Raw genomic sequence first — 19,562 nt, forward strand, 5'->3', positions numbered from 1 at the left:
GTTAGTTCGTCGCCGGACAAGCCGGGGCGTTGCTGAGCAGTTCGGGTTGCTCCTGCTGCAGTTTAAGCAGGTTCTTCACCGCCTTGACCACGGCTCGCGGGGTGATGGTGGCGCCGGTAAAGGCATCGAACTCGCCGCCATCCTTCTTCACCGCCCACTGGGGCTCGTTGTCATGGGTCAGGAATTTTCCGGCAAAGCTGTTGATCCAGTCCGATTTTTTCAGCTCGATCTTGTCACCCAGACCCGGGGTCTCGTTGTGAGCGAGCACGCGCACGGCGGTGATGGTGCCCTTGGCATCAAAGCCCGCCACGATGCGGATCGCCCCGCTGTAGCCATCCGGTGCGATCGCCTCCAGCGCATAGCCGGTTACCACGCCATTCTTGCTGGCGGTATAGAGTGCCAGCGGCTGATCGCTGCCCAGATACTTCCTGCTGGTCACCTGCTTGCAGCTGGCCACCAGATCGTTGTCATAGCTCCCCTCCGGCAGCAATACCGAGAGGGTCTGCTGTTTCTCCAGCTGCTGCTGGTGGGCGATTTTATCCTTGGTCAACTCGTTGGTCAGTACCACCAGTGCGGTACAGCCGAGCGCGAACATCGCCAGAATAAGGCCGTTCTTGCGCATGCTCTTTAACATGTCCGGGCTCCGTCAGCTGTGATGAGGGAAAAGGGCAGAAACATCATTGGCGACGGGCTCCATACACTTTCGGGCGAGTCAGCGTGTCGATAAAAATGGGCAACGCAGAGGTTGGCCAGCAGCACTCGATACGTTTCGGCGTTATCGTCTTGGTCATTGGCGACGGGCTCCATACACTTTCGGGCGAGTCAGGCTGTCAATAAACGGCACACAAAGGTTGGCCAATAGCACGGCGAAGGCGAACGCATCCGGATAGCCGCCAAAGCGGCGAATGATGTAGACCAGCCCCCCGATCAGCACGCCATAGACCAGTCGGCCGCGCGGCGTGGTGCAGGCGCTGACCGGATCGGTGGCGATAAAGAAGGCCCCCAGCATAGTCGCGCCGCTAAAGAGATGGAACATGGGCGTGGCAGTCGCATCCGGGCTTACCAGATAGCCGATGGTGGAGGCCGCCAGCAGGGCACCGAGAATCGCGGTGGGAATGCGCCAGTTGATCACCTTTTGCAGCAGCAGGAACAGGCCGCCCAGCAGATAGCCGAGGTTGACCCAGCTCCAGCCGATGCCGCCCCAACCCTCGAACAGCGGGCCGCTCAGGATCTCGCCGGTGGTGAGCCCCTGAGTCAGGCCGGTTTTCAGGGTATCGAGGGGAGTCGCCATGGTGAGACCATCCACCCCCTGCTTGAGCTGGGCCATGCTGTAGCCGTCGAGGCTAAAGCCGGTGAAGATCACCGACGCCGCATCACCAAAGCCGAGGCTGTAGGCGCGCACGCTCTCCGGCGGCAGCCAGCTGGTCATCTGCACCGGGAAGGAGACCAGCAGCAGCACATAGGCGACCATGGCCGGGTTGAACAGGTTCTGGCCCAGTCCGCCGTAAAGGTGTTTGGCGACGATAATGGCAAAGGCCGTGCCCACCACCAGCATCCACCACGGCAGCAGCGGCGGCAGGGAGAGGCCGATCAGCACGGCGGTGAGCGCCGCACTGCCATCCATCAGGGCAGGCTTGATGGTTCGGCCACGGAGCTTGAGCACCAGCGCCTCGCACAGCAGCGCTGTCACCAACGCCAGCAGGATCTGGATAAAGGAGCCCCAGCCGAAGAACCAGGTCTGAGCCAGCAAGCCCGGCACGCAGGCCAGGATCACCAGCAGCATCAGGATTCGGGTCTGTTTGCGGTTATGGGCAAACGGCGCAGTCGCAATATTGAACATGAGTCTGTCGATTACCTTGTGGTTGTTCGGTCGGCTGACGGGGCATCTTCCGCGGCGGTTTCGGCAGCTCTGGCTGCCTCGGCCGCCAGCTTCTTCGCCTTGGCGCGGGCCACCGCGGCTGCAATGGCCGCTTTTTTCGGATCAACCGGGGCGTCAACCGCTGGAGCGCTCGCTTCAGGCGCGGCAGTGACGGCAAGTGGTTGCTCACTGCTGGTTGCATCGCTTTGCATCGGCTCGGCCGGTGCGCGCTCACCCTCAGCACCGGCATTTTCTACCTCAGCACTGGTACTTGCGCCCTGCTGGGCCAGTTTTTTGGCCTTGGCTCGGGCGATGGCTGCGGCGATAGCGGCTTTCTTGGGATCGACCGCTTCGCTTGCTGCCGTATCGCTGTGGCTGGTGGTTACTTCGCTCTTGGCTACCGTCATGTCGCGGGTCTCCGCGCTGGCAGCTGGCTCACTCTGCGCATCCTCAGCACCGGCACTCTCGCCCTGCTGGGCCAGCTTTTTGGCCTTGGCACGGGCAATGGCAGCAGCGATAGCGGCTTTCTTGGGATCAATCGCTTCGCTGGCCGCAGATGGCGCATCGCTTTGGGTTGCAGCGGATTCGCTGGTGTCAGCATTTGCAGTCAGATCGCCTTCAGCGCTGTCACTCTGCTGGGCCAGCTTCTTGGCCTTGGCACGAGCGATGGCGGCAGCAATTGCAGCTTTCTTGGGATCGACAGGGGCGTCATTTTGCGTGTTGACCTCGGCTGCCGCGCTGTTGGCTGCGCTTACCGGTTCACCATTCGCCTCGGCCTTTTTGGCTTTGGCCCGGGCAATGGCGGCGGCAATCGCCGCTTTTTTCGGATCAACTTCTGCTTTTTGCTGATCAGCATCTACCGCAGGCGCAGCAACGGCTTCGGCAGCCACAGGCTCGGCGCTATCGCCAGCCTGAGCTGCCTTCTTGGCCTTGGCGCGGGCCAGTGCGGCGGCGATGGCTGCTTTCTTGGGATCGCTGGCGGGGTCAACCGCCTCGGCGGGTTGCGCCGCAGCGGCAGTGTCGCTGTTTGCGCTCTCCGCCAGTTTGGCTGCGCGGCGCGCCTCCGCTTCCCGTTTGCGGGCTTCGCGGGCGGCAATCACCGCGCTGTTGTCAGGCAAGCCCTCGGCGGTAGCGGTAATGGCTGTGATGGGGGCATCCTGCTTGGCCTTGATGCGGGCGAGAGCCGCTGCCACCGGATCTTCCGCGCCTGCGGCCGTCATTGTCTGACGGCGCTGGGCTGCAGCTTCGGCATGGCGCGCTTCGCGGGCCGCTTTCTCTCGCTCGAAACGGGCCTGCTTGGCCTCAAAGCGCTGCTTGGCGCGTTCGGCTTTTTCGGCCTCGGCACGGGCTTCGCGAATGTCGTCTTTGGCGATCTTGTAGTACTGCACCAGCGGGATCTCGCTCGGGCAGACCCAAGCGCAGGCGCCGCACTCGATGCAGTCCATCAGGTTGAGCTTCTCGGCCTTGTCATACTCCTTGGCCCGGCTGTACCAGTAGAGCTCTTGCGGCAGCAGGGTGGCCGGGCAGGCATCGGCGCAGGCGCTGCAACGGATGCAGGGTTGCTCCGGGCCGGGGGCGGGCAGTTCGGCCTGCGTCGGCGCCAGCAGGCAGTTGGTGGCCTTGACCACAGGCACCATGGCGTGAGGCAGGGTAAAGCCCATCATGGGGCCCCCCATGATCACCCGCTGCTCCGCTTCCGGTTGCAGCTCGAAACGCTGCAACAGCCAGCGTACCGGCGTACCGAGGCGCACCCAGGCGTTGCCGGGCTTCTTGAAGCTGTCGCCGGTAAGGGTGACGATCCGCTCGATCAGCGGCTCGCCGTCGATAATGGCGCGCTTGATGGCAAACACGGTGGCGACGTTGAGCACCATGATGCCGATATCGACCGCGCGGCCCCCCTTGGGGACCTGACGGCCTGTCAGCAGCTCGATGGTCTGCTTGGCACCGCCCGAGGGGTACTTGGTCGGCACCGTCTTGACCAGCACATCTTCATCGGTGGCGTGACGGGTCAGTTGCTCGATCGCCTCGGGCTTGTTGTCTTCCACCCCGATCAGGGTCAGCTTGGGTTTGAGCAGGTGCTTGAGCACCCGGATGCCATCCATGATCTCGTCGGCATACTGCTGCATCAACCGATCGTCGGTGGTGATATAGGGTTCGCACTCCAGCCCGTTGACGATCAGGATCTCGGTGAGCTGGCCGCGGCCGTCGAGCTTGCTGTGGGTCGGGAACACGGCGCCGCCAAGGCCCGCTACCCCCGCCTGCTGGATGCGCTCGAGCAGCTCACCCCGCTCCAGATTCCAGTAATCGGCTTTGCCGTTGCGCTCGCCCCACTCATCCTCCCCATCCGGGGTGAGAATGACACAGAGATCGCCGAGCCCGGAGGGGTGGGCAACCGTGTGGTTGCCAATCTCGGTGATGGTGCCCGAGGTGGAGGCATGGACAGGGACGACCCGCCCCTTGGCATAACGGGTCAGCGGCTGACCCTTCTTGACCTTGTCGCCCACCTGCACCAGCAGATCGCCGGCGGGGCCTGCGTGCTGGCGCAGCGGAATGATGAGGCGTGGCGGCAGACCGGCGTCTACCACCGGGCTCTGGCTTGATTGCAGCTTGTTGTCGGCGGGGTGAATGCCACCGTGAAAGTCCCAGAGCGTGCCGGCTTTGATACGTTCGAGTAAGGAATGCATGGTTGCTCCGCTGTTTATTCCACTATCTTGACCGGAATCTTGCCCGGAACATGCACGTTATTGAGATCCCACTTCCAGTTATCGACCGTGGTGGGCACCGGGATCATCTCGATGCAGTCGGTCGGGCAGGGATCGACACAGAGATCGCAACCGGTGCACTCGTTGGCAATCACGGTATGCATCGCCTTGGTGGCGCCGACGATGGCATCCACCGGGCAGGCCTGAATGCACTTGGTGCAGCCGATGCACTGATCTTCGTGGATAAAGGCGACCTTTTTGACCGGCACGGCGGCCTCGTCACTGCCCCCCAGCGGCTGGGGCTCGACCCCCATCAGATCGGCAATCTTGCGCATGGTGGCCTCGCCACCGGGTACGCATTTGTTGATCTGATCGCCGTTGGCGAGCGCCTCGGCGTAGGGTTTGCAGCCGGGATAGCCGCACTGGCCACACTGGGTCTGGGGCAGCAGGGCATCGAGCTGATCGACGATGGGGTCTGCTTCCACATGAAACTTGACGGCGGCAAAGCCCAGGATAATCCCGAACGCCAGCGCCAGCAGGGTGAGCACCAGAATGGCAAAGAGAATATGGATCATGGTTATATCTTGATAAGGCCGGTAAAGCCCATAAAGGCCAGCGACATCAGACCGGCGGTGATCATGGCAATCGATACCCCGCGAAAAGGCGCGGGCACATCGGCGGCGACCAGACGCTCGCGCATGGCGGCAAACAGGATCAACACCAGCGAGAAGCCGGTGGCGGCGCCAAAGCCGTAGATCACGCTCTGGATAAAGTCGTGTCGCTCATTGATGCTGAGCAGCGCCACCCCGAGCACCGCGCAGTTGGTGGTGATGAGGGGCAGGAAGATCCCCAGCAGGCGATAGAGGGTCGGGCTGCTCTTGCGCACCACCATCTCGGTAAACTGCACCACCACGGCGATCACCAGAATAAAGGCGAGGGTGCGCAGATAGGCGATATCCAGCGGCAGCAGGATATAGTGCTCCACCAGATAGGAGCTGGCACTGGCGAGGGTCATCACGAAGGTGGTCGCCAGCCCCATGCCGATGGCGGTTTCCAGCTTGCCGGAGACCCCCATAAAGGGGCAGAGGCCGAGGAATTTCACCAGCACGAAGTTGTTAACCAGCACGGTGCCGATCAATAAAAGCAGGTACTCAGTCATCAATTACCGTCACTGAAAGTCGGGTTATCGGGGTTTGAAGGCGGGCGGTATTATCTGACGTTAGGGCCAGTTAAACAACCGCAAGGCCGCATGGTTATTATGCAACTGGATAATTTAGCCGGGGTTTTGGGCGAGAATTCGGTGGGTTTTGCGCCATATCCCCACCGGGTGAGAAGCCTTACTAACCAACAGCCAATTTGGCGGCTTCTTTCCACATAAATGGCGGCATCGGAGTAGTGAGACGCCATTTTATGTTCATCGGTTGGCTTCCAGTGTGGGATACGTACTCCACCTCACCAAAGTTCACAAAGCCAAGGGTACGGCCAAATTCATCTTTGCTCTGCTCGCGGACGAACAAAAACAAGCGCTTACCTTCTGCTCTGTGGTTAATGTAACTCAGCCCCTTACCCCGCTCTGGGCGAGCGCTGTTTTGGCTCTGCCAATGAAACAGCGACTCGTTGATGGCGTAGTCGTGATAACGGGTAGTGGGGGAGAAGTGCTGTTCCGTTTTGTTCAAGGTAACGAACAGCAACTCGATATTTTGCTCTGCGATGACATAGACCCCTTCGCGAGCCGTGGGTTGCTGCGCGAAGGTGGTCGCGCCAAAGCCAACCAGCACTTGCTCTCTGGCATAGCGAGCATGCAGTTGCAGCGGATTACCGGGAAGGTTTGGCATGGTGCTTTGTTCGTGCTGCACCCGGTTGATCAGCATGGGTAACAGATCTGCCAGCTCGGCCCTTAACTCTGGTTGATTGAGTTGTTTCAGGCTGTGCGCCAAGGAGCTAAAGCCTGCGTTGGGGCCGCTCTGTTGCCAGAAGTCGTAGTGGCACATCAAGGCCATGCGTGCATCGTGCTCGGCCGTTAAGGTAAAGGCGCTTTCCACCAAGGTTTGTAAGAAGTTCAAGTAATGGAGCGCATCGCAGCCCAATAGCCGGGTTTTGATGGCCCGGGTGTAGAGAGTCGACAACTTCTCATCGCTCATTTCAGAAATGGTATGGTTGCGGGCCTGTTTGACCAAGGTGCTCCAATTGCCGCGCTTGTAGATCTCCTCAAGGCTGATGTGAGGGTAGAACTTCAAAAAGTTCGCTAGTGTCAGAGGTAAATCGCAATCCTGTGAGAAACGGCGGATCAGGCCCATAAGGCGCGAGGTATTGAGAGTCGCCTTCTTGATATTGCTCAGAATTAACTCTTGGGTCTGTTTTGAGAGTTCGATGCGGCAGCCCAAGGGGGCGTGAGGGAAGCCCTGTTTGATCTCGTGGCTGATTGCTTTATTAGTTTTACCCACCAGTGCCCGGAATTTCTGGGCAAAGTCATACTCAGCACGGGCATTGCCAACAAAGTCCAACACGGTGCAGCACTCTTTATCACTCGCCAGCCGCAGGCCGCGCCCTAATTGCTGCAAGAAGATAGTGAGGCTTTCCGTTGGTCGTAAAAACAGCAAGGTATCGACTTCCGGGATATCGACCCCTTCGTTGAAGATGTCCACCACGCAGAGAATATTGATAACCCCAGTGCGCAAATCTTGTTGTTTACTATGCCGCTCGTCTCGATTATCGCTGGTGAGGATGTCAGCCTTGATGCCCTTCAATAAAAAGGCCTTGCACATAAAGTCGGCATGTTCACGGCTCACACAAAATGCCAGCGCTTTGATCTTGGTAATATCGGTGACGATCTCATTGAGGCTCTGGACTATTTTCTGTACCCGCTGCTGATTGTGGGTATAGATATTGGTGAGTTCAGTGATGTCATAACGGCCATTTTTCCAAGCCACTTGGCGCAAGTCAGTATCATCATCGATACCAAAATATTGGAACGGACAGAGATGGCGACGATTGATGGCCTCGGGCAAGCGGATCTCTGCTGCGATGACACCACAAAAGTCGGCAAGAATATCACCGCCATCATGGCGCTCTGGCGTTGCGGTTAATCCCAACAGAATGTGAGGTTCAAAGGCGGCGAGCAGACCGCGATAACTGGCCGCCGCAATATGGTGAACCTCATCAATGACGATGTAATCGAAATAATCTGGGCTAAGACGTAAATTAGCCAGCTGGTTATTCAAGGATTGCACCGAGGCAAATAGCTGACGGTAGTGGGTCGGCACGGCGCCGCCGACCAAGAGTTCGCCAAAATTGGATTGTTTAAGCACTCCGCGGTATGAGGCCAATGCTTGGCGCAAGATCTCCTCTTTGTGGGCGACAAACAGGAACTTGGCGTCGGGTTTGGTTTTCAGAAAACGCGCAAAATCAAAAGCGGAGATCAGGGTTTTCCCTGTACCGGTGGCCGCAACCACCAAGTTACGGAAGCGCTGGTGTAAAGCGCGCTCCATCGCCAATTGTTCAAGGATTTCCAGTTGATGGGGAAACGGCGTGATATCAAAGAAATAGGCAGGACTATTTTTGTCCCCATCCCCACGGGCCTCTTGCAGTGCATGCTGCAATTTTGTACGGCTTTCGAGCTTGCCATCAAACAGCTCAAAATCATCGGATTCCCAATAGGTTTCAAAGGTACTCAGGGATTTCTCGATAATATGAGGGATCTCTTGCGAGGTGATTTTTAGGTTCCACTCCAAGCCGCTGGTGAGGGCTGAGTGAGAGAGATTGGAGGAACCTATATAGCCGGTATGAAAGCCGGTATTTCGGCAAAAGAGATAGCTCTTGGCATGCAACCGCTCGCGCTGGGTGTTATAGCTGAGTTTGACTTCGGTATTTGGGAGGCTGGCTAAAAATTCAACTGCCTTGGCATCGGTCGCTCCCATATAAGAGGTAGTAATTACTTTTAATTGGTGGCCGCGGCGAGTGAACTCTTCCAGCTCATGACGGAAAATCCGGATACCTGCCCATTTGATAAATGAGACCAGCCAGCAGATGCTATCTGCCGATAATATCTCCCGTTTAATCTCCGACTCCATCGACAAACCCGCATTGCTGCCACAAAACAGTTCGCTCTGAGTGAGACCTGTCAGAGGGAAAATATCCTCGGCATATTGCTTTAAATTGGCGGAAATGGGGTTATCCAACTGGTAGAGCGCTGTCAGAATTTTTCCCTGACTATCGATGAGGTTCTCGCTAATAAAGTCTGGGTCTTGTGTGCGATCCTTTAGCCAAAGCAATAACTGGTTAGCCAGCTCAATCTGCCGTTGCAGCTGATCCTCTCCAGTTACCGAACCAACCGCATATTCCAAAACCCGGCTCAGAAATCTGGATAACCAAACTGCCGCTTCGGCAGGCTCAAGTTGGCGTTCCCCCACGTAAAAGTGCTCGCGGTCGAGTCGAGATGTCAGCAGTTGAGTAATGAGCTGTTCATAAATACCGCATTGTTGCATCGCACTTTAGCCTTGAACGTTGTACATGAGGGTGGCGAGAAGAGTATCATTTTTTCCAACCAAATCAGTAAGCTGTTGTCGTCTGTTACTCGTTTGAAAATCGCTCCGGTTTTCGTGATACAGCCCGACAGTGACAACCACAGGGAGGTGGTGATGGATCCGGTTTCCTATCTTTTTTCGGCTTATCTCAATCTGGTACAGCAGCAGGTTGCGGATATCTATGGCACTGAGGCCAAGACGCTGGTGGTGCAGTATGAGGGGGAGTCGGTCCCGTTCTCTTTTCAGCTGTGGCAGATCCAGCAGCCGAGCGTTTGCCGTCCTTATGAGCAAGATGTGCGGCGTTTTAGTCAGTGCTCGGTCAAGGCGTCCGCCCTGTTTCACAAGCTGTGTGATGACTTGACCCGACAGGATGACAGCAGTTGGCAACTGCCCAAATTTCGCACCATGTACTGCTCGGCGGCCGTCAGTTATCGGCCGATGATTGCAGAGATTTGGGATGCCAAGCAGAGTCCTGCCAAGCTGGCAGAGCGGGCTTGCAATCAGGCGATTCTGGCGGCGATGGATAGCGAAGATGAGACCCTGCAGGCCCAGCGTGACAAAGCGTGCGCTGCGGTGCAGTAACGCGAATTTATCTGACCAGATCATTTGCGCTCGCTTTGCGCGCCACGGCACACATGGGCTCTCCCTTGCCGGGTAAGATGGGGTTGCCCGCTGTGGCGACGACAGTCGGATGCTTGCGGGCATATGCCGGTCACATCAGCCAGATCACCACCAGGAGGTAACCATGATCAGCCATATCGACCATCTGGTATTGACGGTCAGTGATATCGAACGGGCCGTGGAATTTTACAGTTCGGTGCTCAATATGGAGGCCATCACCTTCGGTGCGGGGCGCCGGGCGGTAGGGTTTGGCAACCAGAAGATCAATCTGCAACTGCTGGGGCAGGAGCCGCGCAATCGGGCGCAGGTGGGGTCGGGAGATGTCTGCCTTATCACCCGCTGGCCGCTGGAGCAGGTGATGGCCCAGCTTGCCTGCCACGGGGTGGAGATTGTCGAGGGGCCTGTGACCAAAAGCGGTGCCTGTGGGCCGATAGAATCCATCTACTTCCTCGACCCTGACCAGAACCTGATAGAAGTGAGCATCTATCCCTGACAGGGTTGGCGCGGCGCCTGACGGTGCAACACCTATCAGAATCACTCTACTTCCTCGACCCGGATCAGAATCTGATAGAAGTGAGCATCTATCCCTGAGTCCACCAAGCCATCAGTTCCATCGCTATCATCAATAGAAAGGGGCCGTCAATTGACGGCCCCTTTCTTGTATCGCCATCGACCCAGCGCCAGTGCCTCTTTGCCGATACTCCAGAAACGCCCTAGAAAGGCGAGCTGCTCTCGTCGCTCTCCTGTAAAAACTGCTCCACTTCTGCCTGATAGGCCGCATCAAGTTGACCGCTGTTGGCAGGGATTACGGCGGCAGGACGAGCGACAGGAGGGGCGGTGAGGCTCTCCATCACCCGCTGCTGCAGATAGGGGTAGAAGGGGTTGGAGGAGGTGCGAGTGAGGGCGCCGGGGTTGACGATCAGCACGCCGCGCTCGCCACGCAGGGCCAGACCGCCGAGATTGATGCCATATTGCTCCCGCTGCTCCGGGCGCGCCGCCATGCCATAGAGGGGATCGTCCATCGGGAAGGGGAGCGCCACATGGGAGAGGGAGTAGATCTCCTTGGGATAATCGATACCCAGCGGGCGGAGCTGCTCAGGCTGATCTGCGCTGGCCAGCGTTTTGGCCTGGGTTGCGGGGGAGGCGGGGTCGACATTGCCCACCACGGTGAGGCGATAGTGCCCGGGGGCGTTGGGCAGCAAGCGGTGCAGCGCCAGCTCGGATGCCGAGCTCATCAGCGGGCCAAACAGGGTGCTGCGGTTGATATCAAACAGCACCAGTTCGCTGCCGTTGGCCGGCAGGTAGTGGTAGAGATCGGCAATGATGGAGCGGGTGCTGACGGTGTAGTCCATCACCGACTGGAAGGTGAGGGCGGGGGGAAACGCCGCCAGCTCGCCACTGGCGGCCAGCTGGCGCACCTGCTGCTGGATGGCGTGGGTCAGGCGATAGGACTGGCGTGCCCCGTTGACCGGAAACGAGTTGTATTTGAACGGGTTGAACTCCGGCATGGTGTCGAGCCAGGCTGCGTTGGCAAAGGCGGGCAGCAGGGCAGGCACGGCCTTGAGCCCGGCGAAGCGGGCAAAGCGGGTCACCCCGATCATCGGGGAGATCAGGACAAGCCGATCCGGTTTTGCCAGCGTGCCGCTCGGGTCGGCCAGCGCATCGAGCGCATATTTCACCGCCAGCGCGCCGCCGTTGGAAAAGCCCACCAGATGCAGCGGCCGCTTGCCCGGTACCAGCAATCTGGCCTCCCGCACCGCAAGTCGGGTAGCGGCCAGCCAGGTCTCCCAATCCACATCCACCAGTCCGGCTGGCACGGTGCCGTGGCCGGGGATCCGCAGCCCCAGCGCGATAAAGCCCTGCTGCTGATAGCGTCTGGCCAGATGGCGCAGGCTGTAGGGGGAGTCGGTCAGGCCGTGCAGCAGCACCGCCACCCCTTTGACGTCACCCTCGGGGCGCAGCAGGTAGGAGCGGTTCCAGTTCTGCTGAAAGCGGGCGGGATTGATGGGGGCGTCCTGATGGTAGCGATTGCTGGCCAGTTGCTGCTCGGGCGGCGTCTTGGCGACTACCTCGGTGGCCACCAGTTCGAACAGCTCTGCTTCGCGGGCCAGATAGGCGTGCCAATCGCTGCTGTCGAGCTCATCGGCGCTGAGTTCGGGGGGCACCACTGTGTGCCACAGCTGCAGCGGCGCTGCCTGCCAGGCGAAGTAGGCGATCACCGCCCATGCGGTCAGCAACAGCAGCAACAGGGTCAGCAGAGCACGGCGAACAAGGCGGCGAGTGTGAGCCAGCATGGTGCAATCCTTGGCGATAGGGGGGGATCCGCCTCTGGGCGGGCAAGTTTGGCGCAGCCAACCGGCTTAAAGCCTAATGGAAACAAGGTGATATGTATAGTTGATGGCGTTCGTCCGCGCTGGCTGTGAGCGCCTGACCCTGCCGTTGGCATCAGGCTGGCCGTTCGAAGGCTGCATCGCGGGCCATCTGGCGGCGTGAACTTATCCGCGGATGCCCGCTTGGGTGCTGCGAACTTGCAACTATCTGCCCCTGAAAGAGGGCAATTATGCTACTGTAGCGGCGTTTTTTGATGGATAAGCTGGCATTGGCCTTTTTTGAAGATGGAATGGTATGCAGAACTTTGACGTAGTGAATTGGCTGATGCAGCAGACAGCCTCCCCGGCACAGCCGATGGCACAACCGGGCGTGGCCCAGACCCTGTGGCAGGTGACCCATGCTGGCTAACGAATCCATGCGCCTGAACAAATACATCAGCGAGAGCGGTATCTGCTCGCGCCGCGAGGCCGACCGCTTTATCGAGCAGGGCCACGTCTTTATCAACGGCAAGCGGGCCGGGATCGGCGATCAGGTGCAGGTTGGCGATCTGGTCAAGGTGAACGGTCAGGTGATCGAGCCGCGCGAGGCGGACAGTCTGGTGCTGATCGCCCTCAACAAGCCGGTGGGTATCGTCAGTACCACAGAGGCGGGCGAGAAGGACAACATCGTCGATTTCGTCAACCACAGCACCCGGGTCTTCCCCATCGGGCGTCTCGACAAGGATTCGCAGGGGCTGATTTTCCTCACCAACCACGGCGATCTGGTCAACAAGATCCTGCGGGCGGGCAACGATCACGAGAAAGAGTATCTGGTGACCGTCGACAAGCCGGTGACCGACGAGTTTGTGCGCGGCATGGCGGCCGGGGTGCCGATCCTCGGTACTGTGACCAAGAAGTGCAAGGTGAAGAAAGAGGCTCCGTTCGTCTTTCGCATCACGCTAGTGCAGGGGCTTAACCGCCAGATCCGCCGCATGTGCGAGTACTTCGGTTTTGAAGTGACCAAGCTGGAGCGCATTCGCATCATGAACGTCAGCCTCAAGGGGCTGCCGGTAGGCGAGTGGCGCGATCTGACCGACGACGAGCTGATCGATCTGTTCAAGCTGATTGAGGACTCCTCCTCCGAGGTGAAACCGGCCAAAGGCGACAAACCCAAGGCTGCCAAGGCTCCTGCGGCGCAAAGCGCCAAACCGGCCCAAGGCAAGAAGCCGCGCCGCGATGACGATCACGAGATTGGCGGGCGCCCCAATGTGCCGGGCCCGGAAGCTTTCGAGAAGAAGCTGCCGGTGGGCAAGGGGGGCGCGGGCAAAGGTGCCGCCAACAAGGGCGGTGCTGGCAAAGGGGCACCCAAGGGTGGCAAACCGGCCGCTGGCAAGCCGCGCACCGCTAACACCGGACGGCAGAAGAAGGGGCGCTGAGTTGCCCCTCTGAGCGGCGTCAGCCTCGCTCGTCATCCTCAATACGGTTATCCCCAACACACCGGCCTCAGGCCGGTGTGTTACTTTGGGCCGCAGAGCTGGCCGGGAGAGGTGCCGAAAGGGACGGCTCGCTGGCGGTCGGTAACCCCATGACGCGGGGGTAGTGGCGCGGGTCGAGGCGCAGCACCAGCAGGCTCATCAGCAGCAAGCCCCCCAGTTGCCACTGCCAGGCGGCTGCGAAGTCGCCCACATAGTGATAGAGCCGCGCCGCCACCCAGGGGCCTGTGGCGGCCAGCATAAAGCCGAAGCCCTGCATCAGGGCGCTCAGGGTACCGGCGCGGCGCGGGTCGGGCAGGTGATCGAGCGCAATCACCATGATCAGCGAAAAACTGCCGCCAAGACCGGCGCCGCACAGCATGCACCAGAGAATGGGGGCGCTGGCTGGCGCCAGCCAGAGACCGCCAAATCCCGCCTGCTGCATGGCGATGGCAAGGCCCATCCAGGGTCGCCGATCCAGACTGCGCGCCGCCAGCAGCGGCAGAACGAGGCCGCTGGCGGTCTGGGCCAGTGCCAGCCAGGCGACCAGCTCGCCCGCCTGCGCGGGGCTCCACCCTTGCGCCATATAGGCGGGGGCCAGCCAGGCCACTACGATGCCGTAGCCGCTGTTGATGATGCCAAAGCAGACGATCAGCAACCAGCTGCGGGGCAAGGTGATCAGCTTCTGTTCGCCGTGGGGAATGGCGACCGCGGCGGTGCTTGGCAGACGCACTTTCCACCCTAGCCAGACGAGGGCCAGCAGCACCGGCAGGCTCCAGAGCGCCAGCGCTTGCGACCAGTCGAGGCTCACTGCCAGCCTTGGGGTGAGGCTGGCCCCCAGCGCCCCTCCCCCCATCATGCAGGCGGAGAAGATCCCCATCACCAGCGGTACCTTGTGGGCGAAGGCCTGCTTGATAAGGGCGGGCAGTACCCCCTGCACCAGTGCCGACCCCAATCCACAAAGCGCCGCGCAGGCGATCAGCAAGGCGCCGCTCTGGGCATCAAAACGCAGGGCACTGCCCGCCGCGAGCAGCAGCAGGGCCAGCCCCAGCAGGGTGGTGGCACTGGCAAGGCTGCGCAGGCGCGGGGTGAGTAGCACGCCGACCCCGATGAGCCACAGCGGCAGCAGGGTGAGCCAGGCCAGGGTATCCATCCCGAGCGACAGGGCGCGGCCAATCTCGCCGCTCAACGGGCCGATGGCGGTAAGAAAGGGGCGCAGGTTAAGGCCAGTCAGGATCACCAGCACCAGCAGGGCGGTCTGGCCTGTGGGTTGATCCGCATTTCGTTGATTCATCGGGTGCAGTTTCCGGTTCTGGGAGAGACAGGGGGCATTCGGGACACGGAGTCATCGGGGCTGAACATGGCAGATCACCGTCAAAGGAGGCAAAAGCGCCAGCCTAGCGGGGGCGAAAGTCATTTGGAAATTAAATGATAGAATGGGCTTAAGTAGTTTTGTAAATGGAGTGCCCATGCTGGATCCCCTGTTACTGCGCAGTTTTGTCGCCATTATCGACACAGGCAGCTTTACCCGCGCCGGTGAACGGGTCCATCTGACCCAATCCACCATCAGCCAGCAGATCCGCCGCCTTGAGCAGCAGCTTGGCTGTCCACTGCTGGATCGCTCCGGTCGTCAGGTGGTGGCGACGGCGGAGGGAGAAAAATTGCTGGGTCTGGCCCGCCGCATTCTGGCGCTGCTGGCGCAGGCCGAAGAACAAGTGACGGAAGGGAGCGTGGCGCTTAGCCTCGGGGTGCCAGAGGATTTTGCCGCAGGCGCCATTACCCCGGTACTGGCCGCCTTTGCCCGCGACTACCCCGAGGTGCGGCTGGAGGTGCAAAGCGGCCTGAGCCACGAGATCTGGCAGCGCTTCGAGGCGGGAGAGCTGGATCTGGCGCTGGTCAAACAGACGCGGGGGCAGGGTTCGCCCCTTGCCAGTTGGCGCGAGCCGCTGGTATGGGTCGACAGTCGCGACTGGCCCGCACGGGAACGGGATCCGCTGCCGCTGGTGGTGTTCCCGAGCGAAGGGCTCTATCGCCAGCAGATGACCGAGGCGCTTGATGGTCTGGGTCGGCGTTGGCGTATCGCCTATGTCAGCGCCAGCCTTGCCAGTTTGCAGGGGGCGGTGAGCGCGGGGATCGGGGTGAGCTTGCTGCCCAAACGGTTGATGCCCGCCGATCAGCTGGCCCTGACCCAGTGGCCCAAGGTGGCGCCGGTGGAGCTGGCGCTCCATGCCGGGGGAAGCGGGAGCGAGCCGCTTAGCCGCTTGAGCGCGGCCCTGATCGCCCTCTGTGACGAGGTGATGGGGCCGCAGTGAGTGGCTTTGTGGGGAAACTTCTGTGGGGAACAACTGAAGTCGTAAAGATAAGGCGGAAAAAGTGCGGGGAGGGATCAGTGATCCTTCCCCTCCGCCAGCTTGCGCTCGTAGTCATTTTTTACGATGGCCAGCGCCGCTAGCACCAGCTCGGGGGCCAGCTGGTTGGTTTCCAGCAGTTCAATCAGATCCACCGCGAGTTTCACCTCGGGCGGGGCAGTTTCCAGTGACATGGGCAGGGTTCCGGTTGCGGGAAGAGGGGGGATTATACAGGGGCGCCGCCGTTGGCCGAAAGCGCCCGCTCTGTCGGGCTGTGAGGCACTAAGGTCAGAGGTGCTGGCGCATCTCCTTGTCGATCTCCTCGCGCAGGGCAATCAGCTTTTTGGCGTACTGCTGCAACTGCAGATCGCTCTCGCTCACCGGCTGCCACTGAGGCACCGGGGTCGGTTTGCCCTGCTCATCCATCGCCACAAAGATGATGATGCAGTGGGTGGTCTTGTGGCGCTCGGCCTCGGTGGGGTGGCGGCTGTAGACATCCACCGCCAGATGCATGCTGGTGGTGCCGGTGTGGATCACCTGAGCGTGCACCTCCACCAGCTGGCCAATCTGGATGGGGCGCAAAAAGCGGATCCCCCCCACATAGACGGTCACCGCATAGCCGCCGCACCAGCCCGCGGCGCAGGCATAGCCCGCCTGATCGATCCACTTCATCACCATGCCGCCATGCACCTTGCCGCCGAAGTTGACGTCGGAAGGTTCGGCCAGAAATTGCAGGGTCAGTTCGCGATTGGGCACAGTCACATCCTTATTGCCTGAAGAGTTTCCCTGAGCTTTGCCCCATCGGCCTGCCCGGTCAAGGGTTCATCCCCGATTCAGGGGGGCGGGGTCACTATCTTGCTCTATCGACGAGAACATAGCCGCAGGAGTGACACCATGAAACAGATGTTGGAACAGTTGCTGGGGGCTGGCAAAGGCTGGCTCAACGAAGGCGGAGACAAGCGCAAGGGGCAGATGCAGGGAGCGCTGGCCGGCGGCGCGCTCGGTCTGCTGCTGGGCAATAAAAAAGTGCGCAAATATGGTGGCAAGGCCGCTGCCGTGGGCGGCGCGGCGGCCCTTGGCGGGCTGGCCTACAAGCTCTATCAGGATTGGCAGGCCCAGCAGGCGGCACCGGCCCAGCCCACCCATCCCATCAGTGGGCTGGAAGGCAATGCGCTGGATGCCCGTGCGGCCCTCTTGGTGCGCGCCATGGTGGCCGCGGCCCGGGCCGATGGCCATATCGACGGCGCCGAGCGCCAGAAAATTCAGGAGTACCTGACCGAACAGGGCCAGAGCGATGTCGCCCGCTGGATTGACGCCGAGCTGGCCCGCCCCCTCGATCCCCACGCGCTGGCGCGGGAAGTGACCGATATGGAGTTGGCCACCGAGGTCTATCTCGCCTCCCTGCTCGCCATCGAGGTGGATCACTTTATGGAGCGCGGTTATCTCGACGAACTGGCGCGGGCCCTTAAACTCGATGACAACCTCAAGGGGAGCATCGAGCGGCAGGTGGCCCAGCTTAACACCCCCGCCTGATAGCCCTCATCGCCATGGATTGCCGATAACGCCCCGCTCAAGGGGCGTTGTTGTTTCTGCTGCCCGCCAAAAGATACGGATGAGCCTATTTGGATTGCGGGGCACAGCCCCTAAGATGGCGCAGAACCATCACCATTTTTGCAAGGAGCAACCGTTGGAGATACGCAAGGCAACCGCACTGGATATCGACGCCATTGTCGAGCTGAACCGGCAGATTGGAGAGCTCCACCATCAGCACTATCCCGAAGTGTTCAGCCCCCCTTCGCCAGAGGAGAGGGCATTTTTGCTGAGCGCCATCGGCGTGGAAGGGCGTCTGTTCTGCGTTGCCGAGCAGGATGGCAGGGTGGTGGGCTTTTTGACGGCGCGGATCGATATCAATGAGAGCGTGCCGTTTCTCAGCAAGCTGCCTATCTGCCGGATCGGCTCGGTGGTGGTGGATGAGCAGCACCGCTCCCGCGGGATTGGCAAGGCGCTGATCGCCCATTGCGATGAGTGGGCCAAGGCCCGTGATGCTCAGCAAATCCGGCTGGAGGTGATGGCCTTCAACGAGCGCGCCAAAGCCCTCTACGCGTCGCTGGGGTTCAAGGTGCAGTCGCAGATCATGGCCAGATGAGCTGTTTGTTATGGCGAGTAACGCCGCGTCACTCCCCAACTACAAAGGCCCGTTGCGGGCCTTTGTTCGTTTCGTCAGCGGCTCTTTGTCTCGTTACTTTTCAACGAGTTGTGCGGCAATCAGTGCGGCCAGCCGGGTGAGGGCCTGCTCCAGCTGTTCGCTCCAGGGATGGGAGCTGTTGAGGCGCAGGCAGTGGTTGTGTTGTCCCTGACTGGAAAAGAGCGCGCCGGGGGCTACTGAAAAACCGCTGCCCAGAGCCTTGGCGTGCAGGGCACGGCTGTCGAAATGGGCAGGCAGCGCCAGCCAGAGGAAGTAGCCGCCATCGGGGGAGGAGATCCGCACCTCGTCCGGCAACAGCCGTTGCAGGGCCGCCCGCATCTGTTGCTGGCGCTGGGCCAGGGTGTGGCGCAGGCGGCGAAAGTGGGCATCGACCCCGCCCTGGCGCAGCATCTCGGCCAGCGCCAGCTGGCTCGGCACATTGGTGGAGAGGGTGGACATCAGCTGCAGCCGCTGCACCCGCTCGGCATGGGGCCCCGCCACCACCCAGCCGACCCGAAAGCCCGGCGCCAGACACTTAGAAAATGAGCTGCAGAGCAGGCTGTCGCCACGCTGATCCCAGTGGCGGATCGGCTTGGGGCGCTCGCGGCCGAAATAGACCTCCGCATAGACGTCATCCTCCACCAGCGGCACCCCATGGCTGTTGAGCAGCGCCATCAGCTGCGCTTTGTGACTATCTGGCATGGTGTGGCCGAGCGGGTGCTGCACATTGCCCATCAGCCAGCACGCCTTGACCGGAATGCGGGTGAGTGCGTCGGCCAGCAGGTCGAGGTCGATGCCCACCCCCGGAATGACCGGGATCTCCACCGCCTTGAGTTTCAGCCGCTCGATGGCCTGCAGGGCGCCATAGAAGGTGGGGGACTCCACCACCACCCAGTCACCGGGCTCGGTCAGCACCTGCAGGCTTAGGGAGAGTGCCTCCATGGCGCCGGTGGTGATGATGATCTCCTGCGGATTGACCGCCACCCCGTCGCTGGCGTAACGCTGGGCGATGGCGCGGCGCAGCGCTTCGTTGCCGGGGGGCAGGTCGGCCACCGTGCTGAAGGGATCAAGCTTGCGCATGCAGCTGGCCAGGGCCCGCCCGAGCTGGGGATGGGGGAACAGGGTCGGGTCTGCTACCGACATGCCAAGAGGTACCAGATCCCGTGATTTGCTCGCCTGCAACACCTCGAACACCAGATCGTTGATATCCACCGAGCCGCTGTAGTGGGTCTGGCTCGGCGTGTGCTGCACGAGCTGTGGTGAGGCGGCTTTGACGTAGTAACCCGACTGGGGGCGGGCGAGGATCCGCCCCTGACTTTCGAGCAGTTGATAGGCCTGCAACACCGTCATGGGGCTGAGCCCGTGGGTCTTGCAGCTCTGGCGAATGGAGGGGATGCGCTCCCCCGGTTGCCAGATGCCATCGTCGATCTGGCTTTGCAGGCGGTCGGCCAACTGCTGGTAAAGGGACATGACCTGGATCAACTGTTATAGGTGTAATTCAATATAACTGCATCTGTTATAGGTGTCATGCTCCGTGATGTACT

The 19,562-nt window shown here is 60.6% G+C and carries 17 protein-coding genes; 6 read left to right on the forward strand and 11 right to left on the reverse strand.

Annotated elements, in window-relative coordinates:
* Position 1 precedes the first annotated feature (1 nt).
* The 6 genes from rsxG to AB5Y71_RS00310 all read right to left on the reverse strand — a co-directional run bounded on the left by rsxG (position 2) and on the right by AB5Y71_RS00310 (position 9,044).
* Positions 2-634 carry an electron transport complex subunit RsxG gene (rsxG, locus tag AB5Y71_RS00285; protein ID WP_368170710.1) on the reverse strand — a complete coding sequence of 211 codons (633 nt, stop codon included), beginning with the start codon at positions 632-634 and terminating at the stop codon, positions 2-4.
* Positions 635-787: 153 nt separating this feature from the next.
* On the reverse strand, positions 788-1,840 hold the full coding sequence (gene rsxD / locus AB5Y71_RS00290) for an electron transport complex subunit RsxD (RefSeq protein WP_368170711.1): 1,053 nt from the start codon (positions 1,838-1,840) through the stop codon (positions 788-790).
* An 11-nt stretch (positions 1,841-1,851) separates the two neighbouring features.
* Positions 1,852-4,542 (reverse strand): electron transport complex subunit RsxC, encoded by a 2,691-nt coding sequence (gene rsxC, locus AB5Y71_RS00295; RefSeq protein WP_368170712.1) that lies wholly within the window; start codon positions 4,540-4,542, stop codon positions 1,852-1,854.
* Positions 4,543-4,556: 14 nt separating this feature from the next.
* Complete coding sequence (gene rsxB, locus AB5Y71_RS00300) at positions 4,557-5,135, reverse strand: electron transport complex subunit RsxB (RefSeq protein WP_005350799.1); 579 nt, start codon at positions 5,133-5,135, stop codon at positions 4,557-4,559.
* A 2-nt stretch (positions 5,136-5,137) separates the two neighbouring features.
* Positions 5,138-5,719 carry an electron transport complex subunit RsxA gene (gene rsxA / locus AB5Y71_RS00305; RefSeq protein WP_005337600.1) on the reverse strand — a complete coding sequence of 194 codons (582 nt, stop codon included), beginning with the start codon at positions 5,717-5,719 and terminating at the stop codon, positions 5,138-5,140.
* A 181-nt stretch (positions 5,720-5,900) separates the two neighbouring features.
* Positions 5,901-9,044, reverse strand: a complete 3,144-nt coding sequence (locus AB5Y71_RS00310; RefSeq protein WP_368170713.1) for a DUF3427 domain-containing protein — start codon at positions 9,042-9,044, stop codon at positions 5,901-5,903.
* Between the two features lie 153 nt (positions 9,045-9,197).
* On the opposite strand from AB5Y71_RS00310, the gene AB5Y71_RS00315 reads away from it, so the two are divergent.
* Both AB5Y71_RS00315 and AB5Y71_RS00320 read left to right on the forward strand, forming a co-directional pair.
* Complete coding sequence (locus AB5Y71_RS00315; RefSeq protein ID WP_368170714.1) at positions 9,198-9,665, forward strand: hypothetical protein; 468 nt, start codon at positions 9,198-9,200, stop codon at positions 9,663-9,665.
* Between the two features lie 163 nt (positions 9,666-9,828).
* On the forward strand, positions 9,829-10,197 hold the full coding sequence (locus tag AB5Y71_RS00320; RefSeq protein WP_043825666.1) for a VOC family protein: 369 nt from the start codon (positions 9,829-9,831) through the stop codon (positions 10,195-10,197).
* Positions 10,198-10,417: 220 nt separating this feature from the next.
* On the opposite strand, the gene AB5Y71_RS00325 is transcribed toward AB5Y71_RS00320, so the two are convergent.
* On the reverse strand, positions 10,418-11,998 hold the full coding sequence (locus AB5Y71_RS00325) for an alpha/beta hydrolase (protein ID WP_368170715.1): 1,581 nt from the start codon (positions 11,996-11,998) through the stop codon (positions 10,418-10,420).
* 434 nt (positions 11,999-12,432) lie between these two features.
* Between AB5Y71_RS00325 and rluF the strand changes: the two genes are divergently transcribed.
* Positions 12,433-13,449 (forward strand): 23S rRNA pseudouridine(2604) synthase RluF, encoded by a 1,017-nt coding sequence (rluF, locus tag AB5Y71_RS00330; RefSeq protein ID WP_368170716.1) that lies wholly within the window; start codon positions 12,433-12,435, stop codon positions 13,447-13,449.
* Between the two features lie 67 nt (positions 13,450-13,516).
* Here rluF and AB5Y71_RS00335 read toward each other — a convergent pair whose 3' ends face one another.
* Positions 13,517-14,779, reverse strand: a complete 1,263-nt coding sequence (locus tag AB5Y71_RS00335; RefSeq protein WP_368170717.1) for an MFS transporter — start codon at positions 14,777-14,779, stop codon at positions 13,517-13,519.
* A 175-nt stretch (positions 14,780-14,954) separates the two neighbouring features.
* On the opposite strand from AB5Y71_RS00335, the gene AB5Y71_RS00340 reads away from it, so the two are divergent.
* Positions 14,955-15,797 carry a LysR family transcriptional regulator gene (locus AB5Y71_RS00340; RefSeq protein ID WP_368170718.1) on the forward strand — a complete coding sequence of 281 codons (843 nt, stop codon included), beginning with the start codon at positions 14,955-14,957 and terminating at the stop codon, positions 15,795-15,797.
* Between the two features lie 74 nt (positions 15,798-15,871).
* Here AB5Y71_RS00340 and rsmS read toward each other — a convergent pair whose 3' ends face one another.
* Positions 15,872-16,027: a pleiotropic regulatory protein RsmS gene (rsmS, locus tag AB5Y71_RS00345; protein ID WP_005359642.1), complete on the reverse strand. Its 156-nt coding sequence runs from the start codon at positions 16,025-16,027 to the stop codon at positions 15,872-15,874.
* A 94-nt stretch (positions 16,028-16,121) separates the two neighbouring features.
* Positions 16,122-16,589 carry an acyl-CoA thioesterase gene (locus AB5Y71_RS00350; RefSeq protein WP_368170719.1) on the reverse strand — a complete coding sequence of 156 codons (468 nt, stop codon included), beginning with the start codon at positions 16,587-16,589 and terminating at the stop codon, positions 16,122-16,124.
* A 138-nt stretch (positions 16,590-16,727) separates the two neighbouring features.
* On the opposite strand from AB5Y71_RS00350, the gene AB5Y71_RS00355 reads away from it, so the two are divergent.
* The gene (locus AB5Y71_RS00355; protein WP_368170720.1) at positions 16,728-17,366 is read left to right on the forward strand and encodes a tellurite resistance TerB family protein; all 639 of its coding nucleotides are present in this window, start codon (positions 16,728-16,730) and stop codon (positions 17,364-17,366) included.
* A gap of 154 nt (positions 17,367-17,520) precedes the next feature.
* Positions 17,521-17,979, forward strand: coding sequence for an N-acetyltransferase family protein (locus tag AB5Y71_RS00360; RefSeq protein ID WP_368170721.1), 459 nt, complete (start codon positions 17,521-17,523; stop codon positions 17,977-17,979).
* Positions 17,980-18,072: 93 nt separating this feature from the next.
* Here AB5Y71_RS00360 and AB5Y71_RS00365 read toward each other — a convergent pair whose 3' ends face one another.
* Complete coding sequence (locus AB5Y71_RS00365) at positions 18,073-19,488, reverse strand: PLP-dependent aminotransferase family protein (RefSeq protein WP_368170722.1); 1,416 nt, start codon at positions 19,486-19,488, stop codon at positions 18,073-18,075.
* Positions 19,489-19,562 lie beyond the last annotated feature (74 nt).

Source organism: Aeromonas sp. R9-2, assembly GCF_040908025.1.
Lineage (GTDB): Bacteria > Pseudomonadota > Gammaproteobacteria > Enterobacterales > Aeromonadaceae > Aeromonas > Aeromonas veronii.

Coding starts and splice junctions, on each gene's coding strand:
- AB5Y71_RS00335 (WP_368170717.1), bottom strand. CDS start 14,779: ATGAATCAACGAAATGCGGATCAACCCACAGGCCAGACCGCCCTGCTG.
- AB5Y71_RS00325 (WP_368170715.1), bottom strand. CDS start 11,998: ATGCTGGCTCACACTCGCCGCCTTGTTCGCCGTGCTCTGCTGACCCTG.
- rsmS (WP_005359642.1), bottom strand. CDS start 16,027: ATGTCACTGGAAACTGCCCCGCCCGAGGTGAAACTCGCGGTGGATCTG.
- rsxC (WP_368170712.1), bottom strand. CDS start 4,542: ATGCATTCCTTACTCGAACGTATCAAAGCCGGCACGCTCTGGGACTTT.
- AB5Y71_RS00355 (WP_368170720.1), top strand. CDS start 16,728: ATGAAACAGATGTTGGAACAGTTGCTGGGGGCTGGCAAAGGCTGGCTC.
- AB5Y71_RS00340 (WP_368170718.1), top strand. CDS start 14,955: ATGCTGGATCCCCTGTTACTGCGCAGTTTTGTCGCCATTATCGACACA.
- rluF (WP_368170716.1), top strand. CDS start 12,433: ATGCTGGCTAACGAATCCATGCGCCTGAACAAATACATCAGCGAGAGC.
- AB5Y71_RS00310 (WP_368170713.1), bottom strand. CDS start 9,044: ATGCAACAATGCGGTATTTATGAACAGCTCATTACTCAACTGCTGACA.
- rsxB (WP_005350799.1), bottom strand. CDS start 5,135: ATGATCCATATTCTCTTTGCCATTCTGGTGCTCACCCTGCTGGCGCTG.
- AB5Y71_RS00365 (WP_368170722.1), bottom strand. CDS start 19,488: ATGTCCCTTTACCAGCAGTTGGCCGACCGCCTGCAAAGCCAGATCGAC.
- rsxD (WP_368170711.1), bottom strand. CDS start 1,840: ATGTTCAATATTGCGACTGCGCCGTTTGCCCATAACCGCAAACAGACC.
- rsxA (WP_005337600.1), bottom strand. CDS start 5,719: ATGACTGAGTACCTGCTTTTATTGATCGGCACCGTGCTGGTTAACAAC.
- AB5Y71_RS00315 (WP_368170714.1), top strand. CDS start 9,198: ATGGATCCGGTTTCCTATCTTTTTTCGGCTTATCTCAATCTGGTACAG.
- AB5Y71_RS00320 (WP_043825666.1), top strand. CDS start 9,829: ATGATCAGCCATATCGACCATCTGGTATTGACGGTCAGTGATATCGAA.
- rsxG (WP_368170710.1), bottom strand. CDS start 634: ATGTTAAAGAGCATGCGCAAGAACGGCCTTATTCTGGCGATGTTCGCG.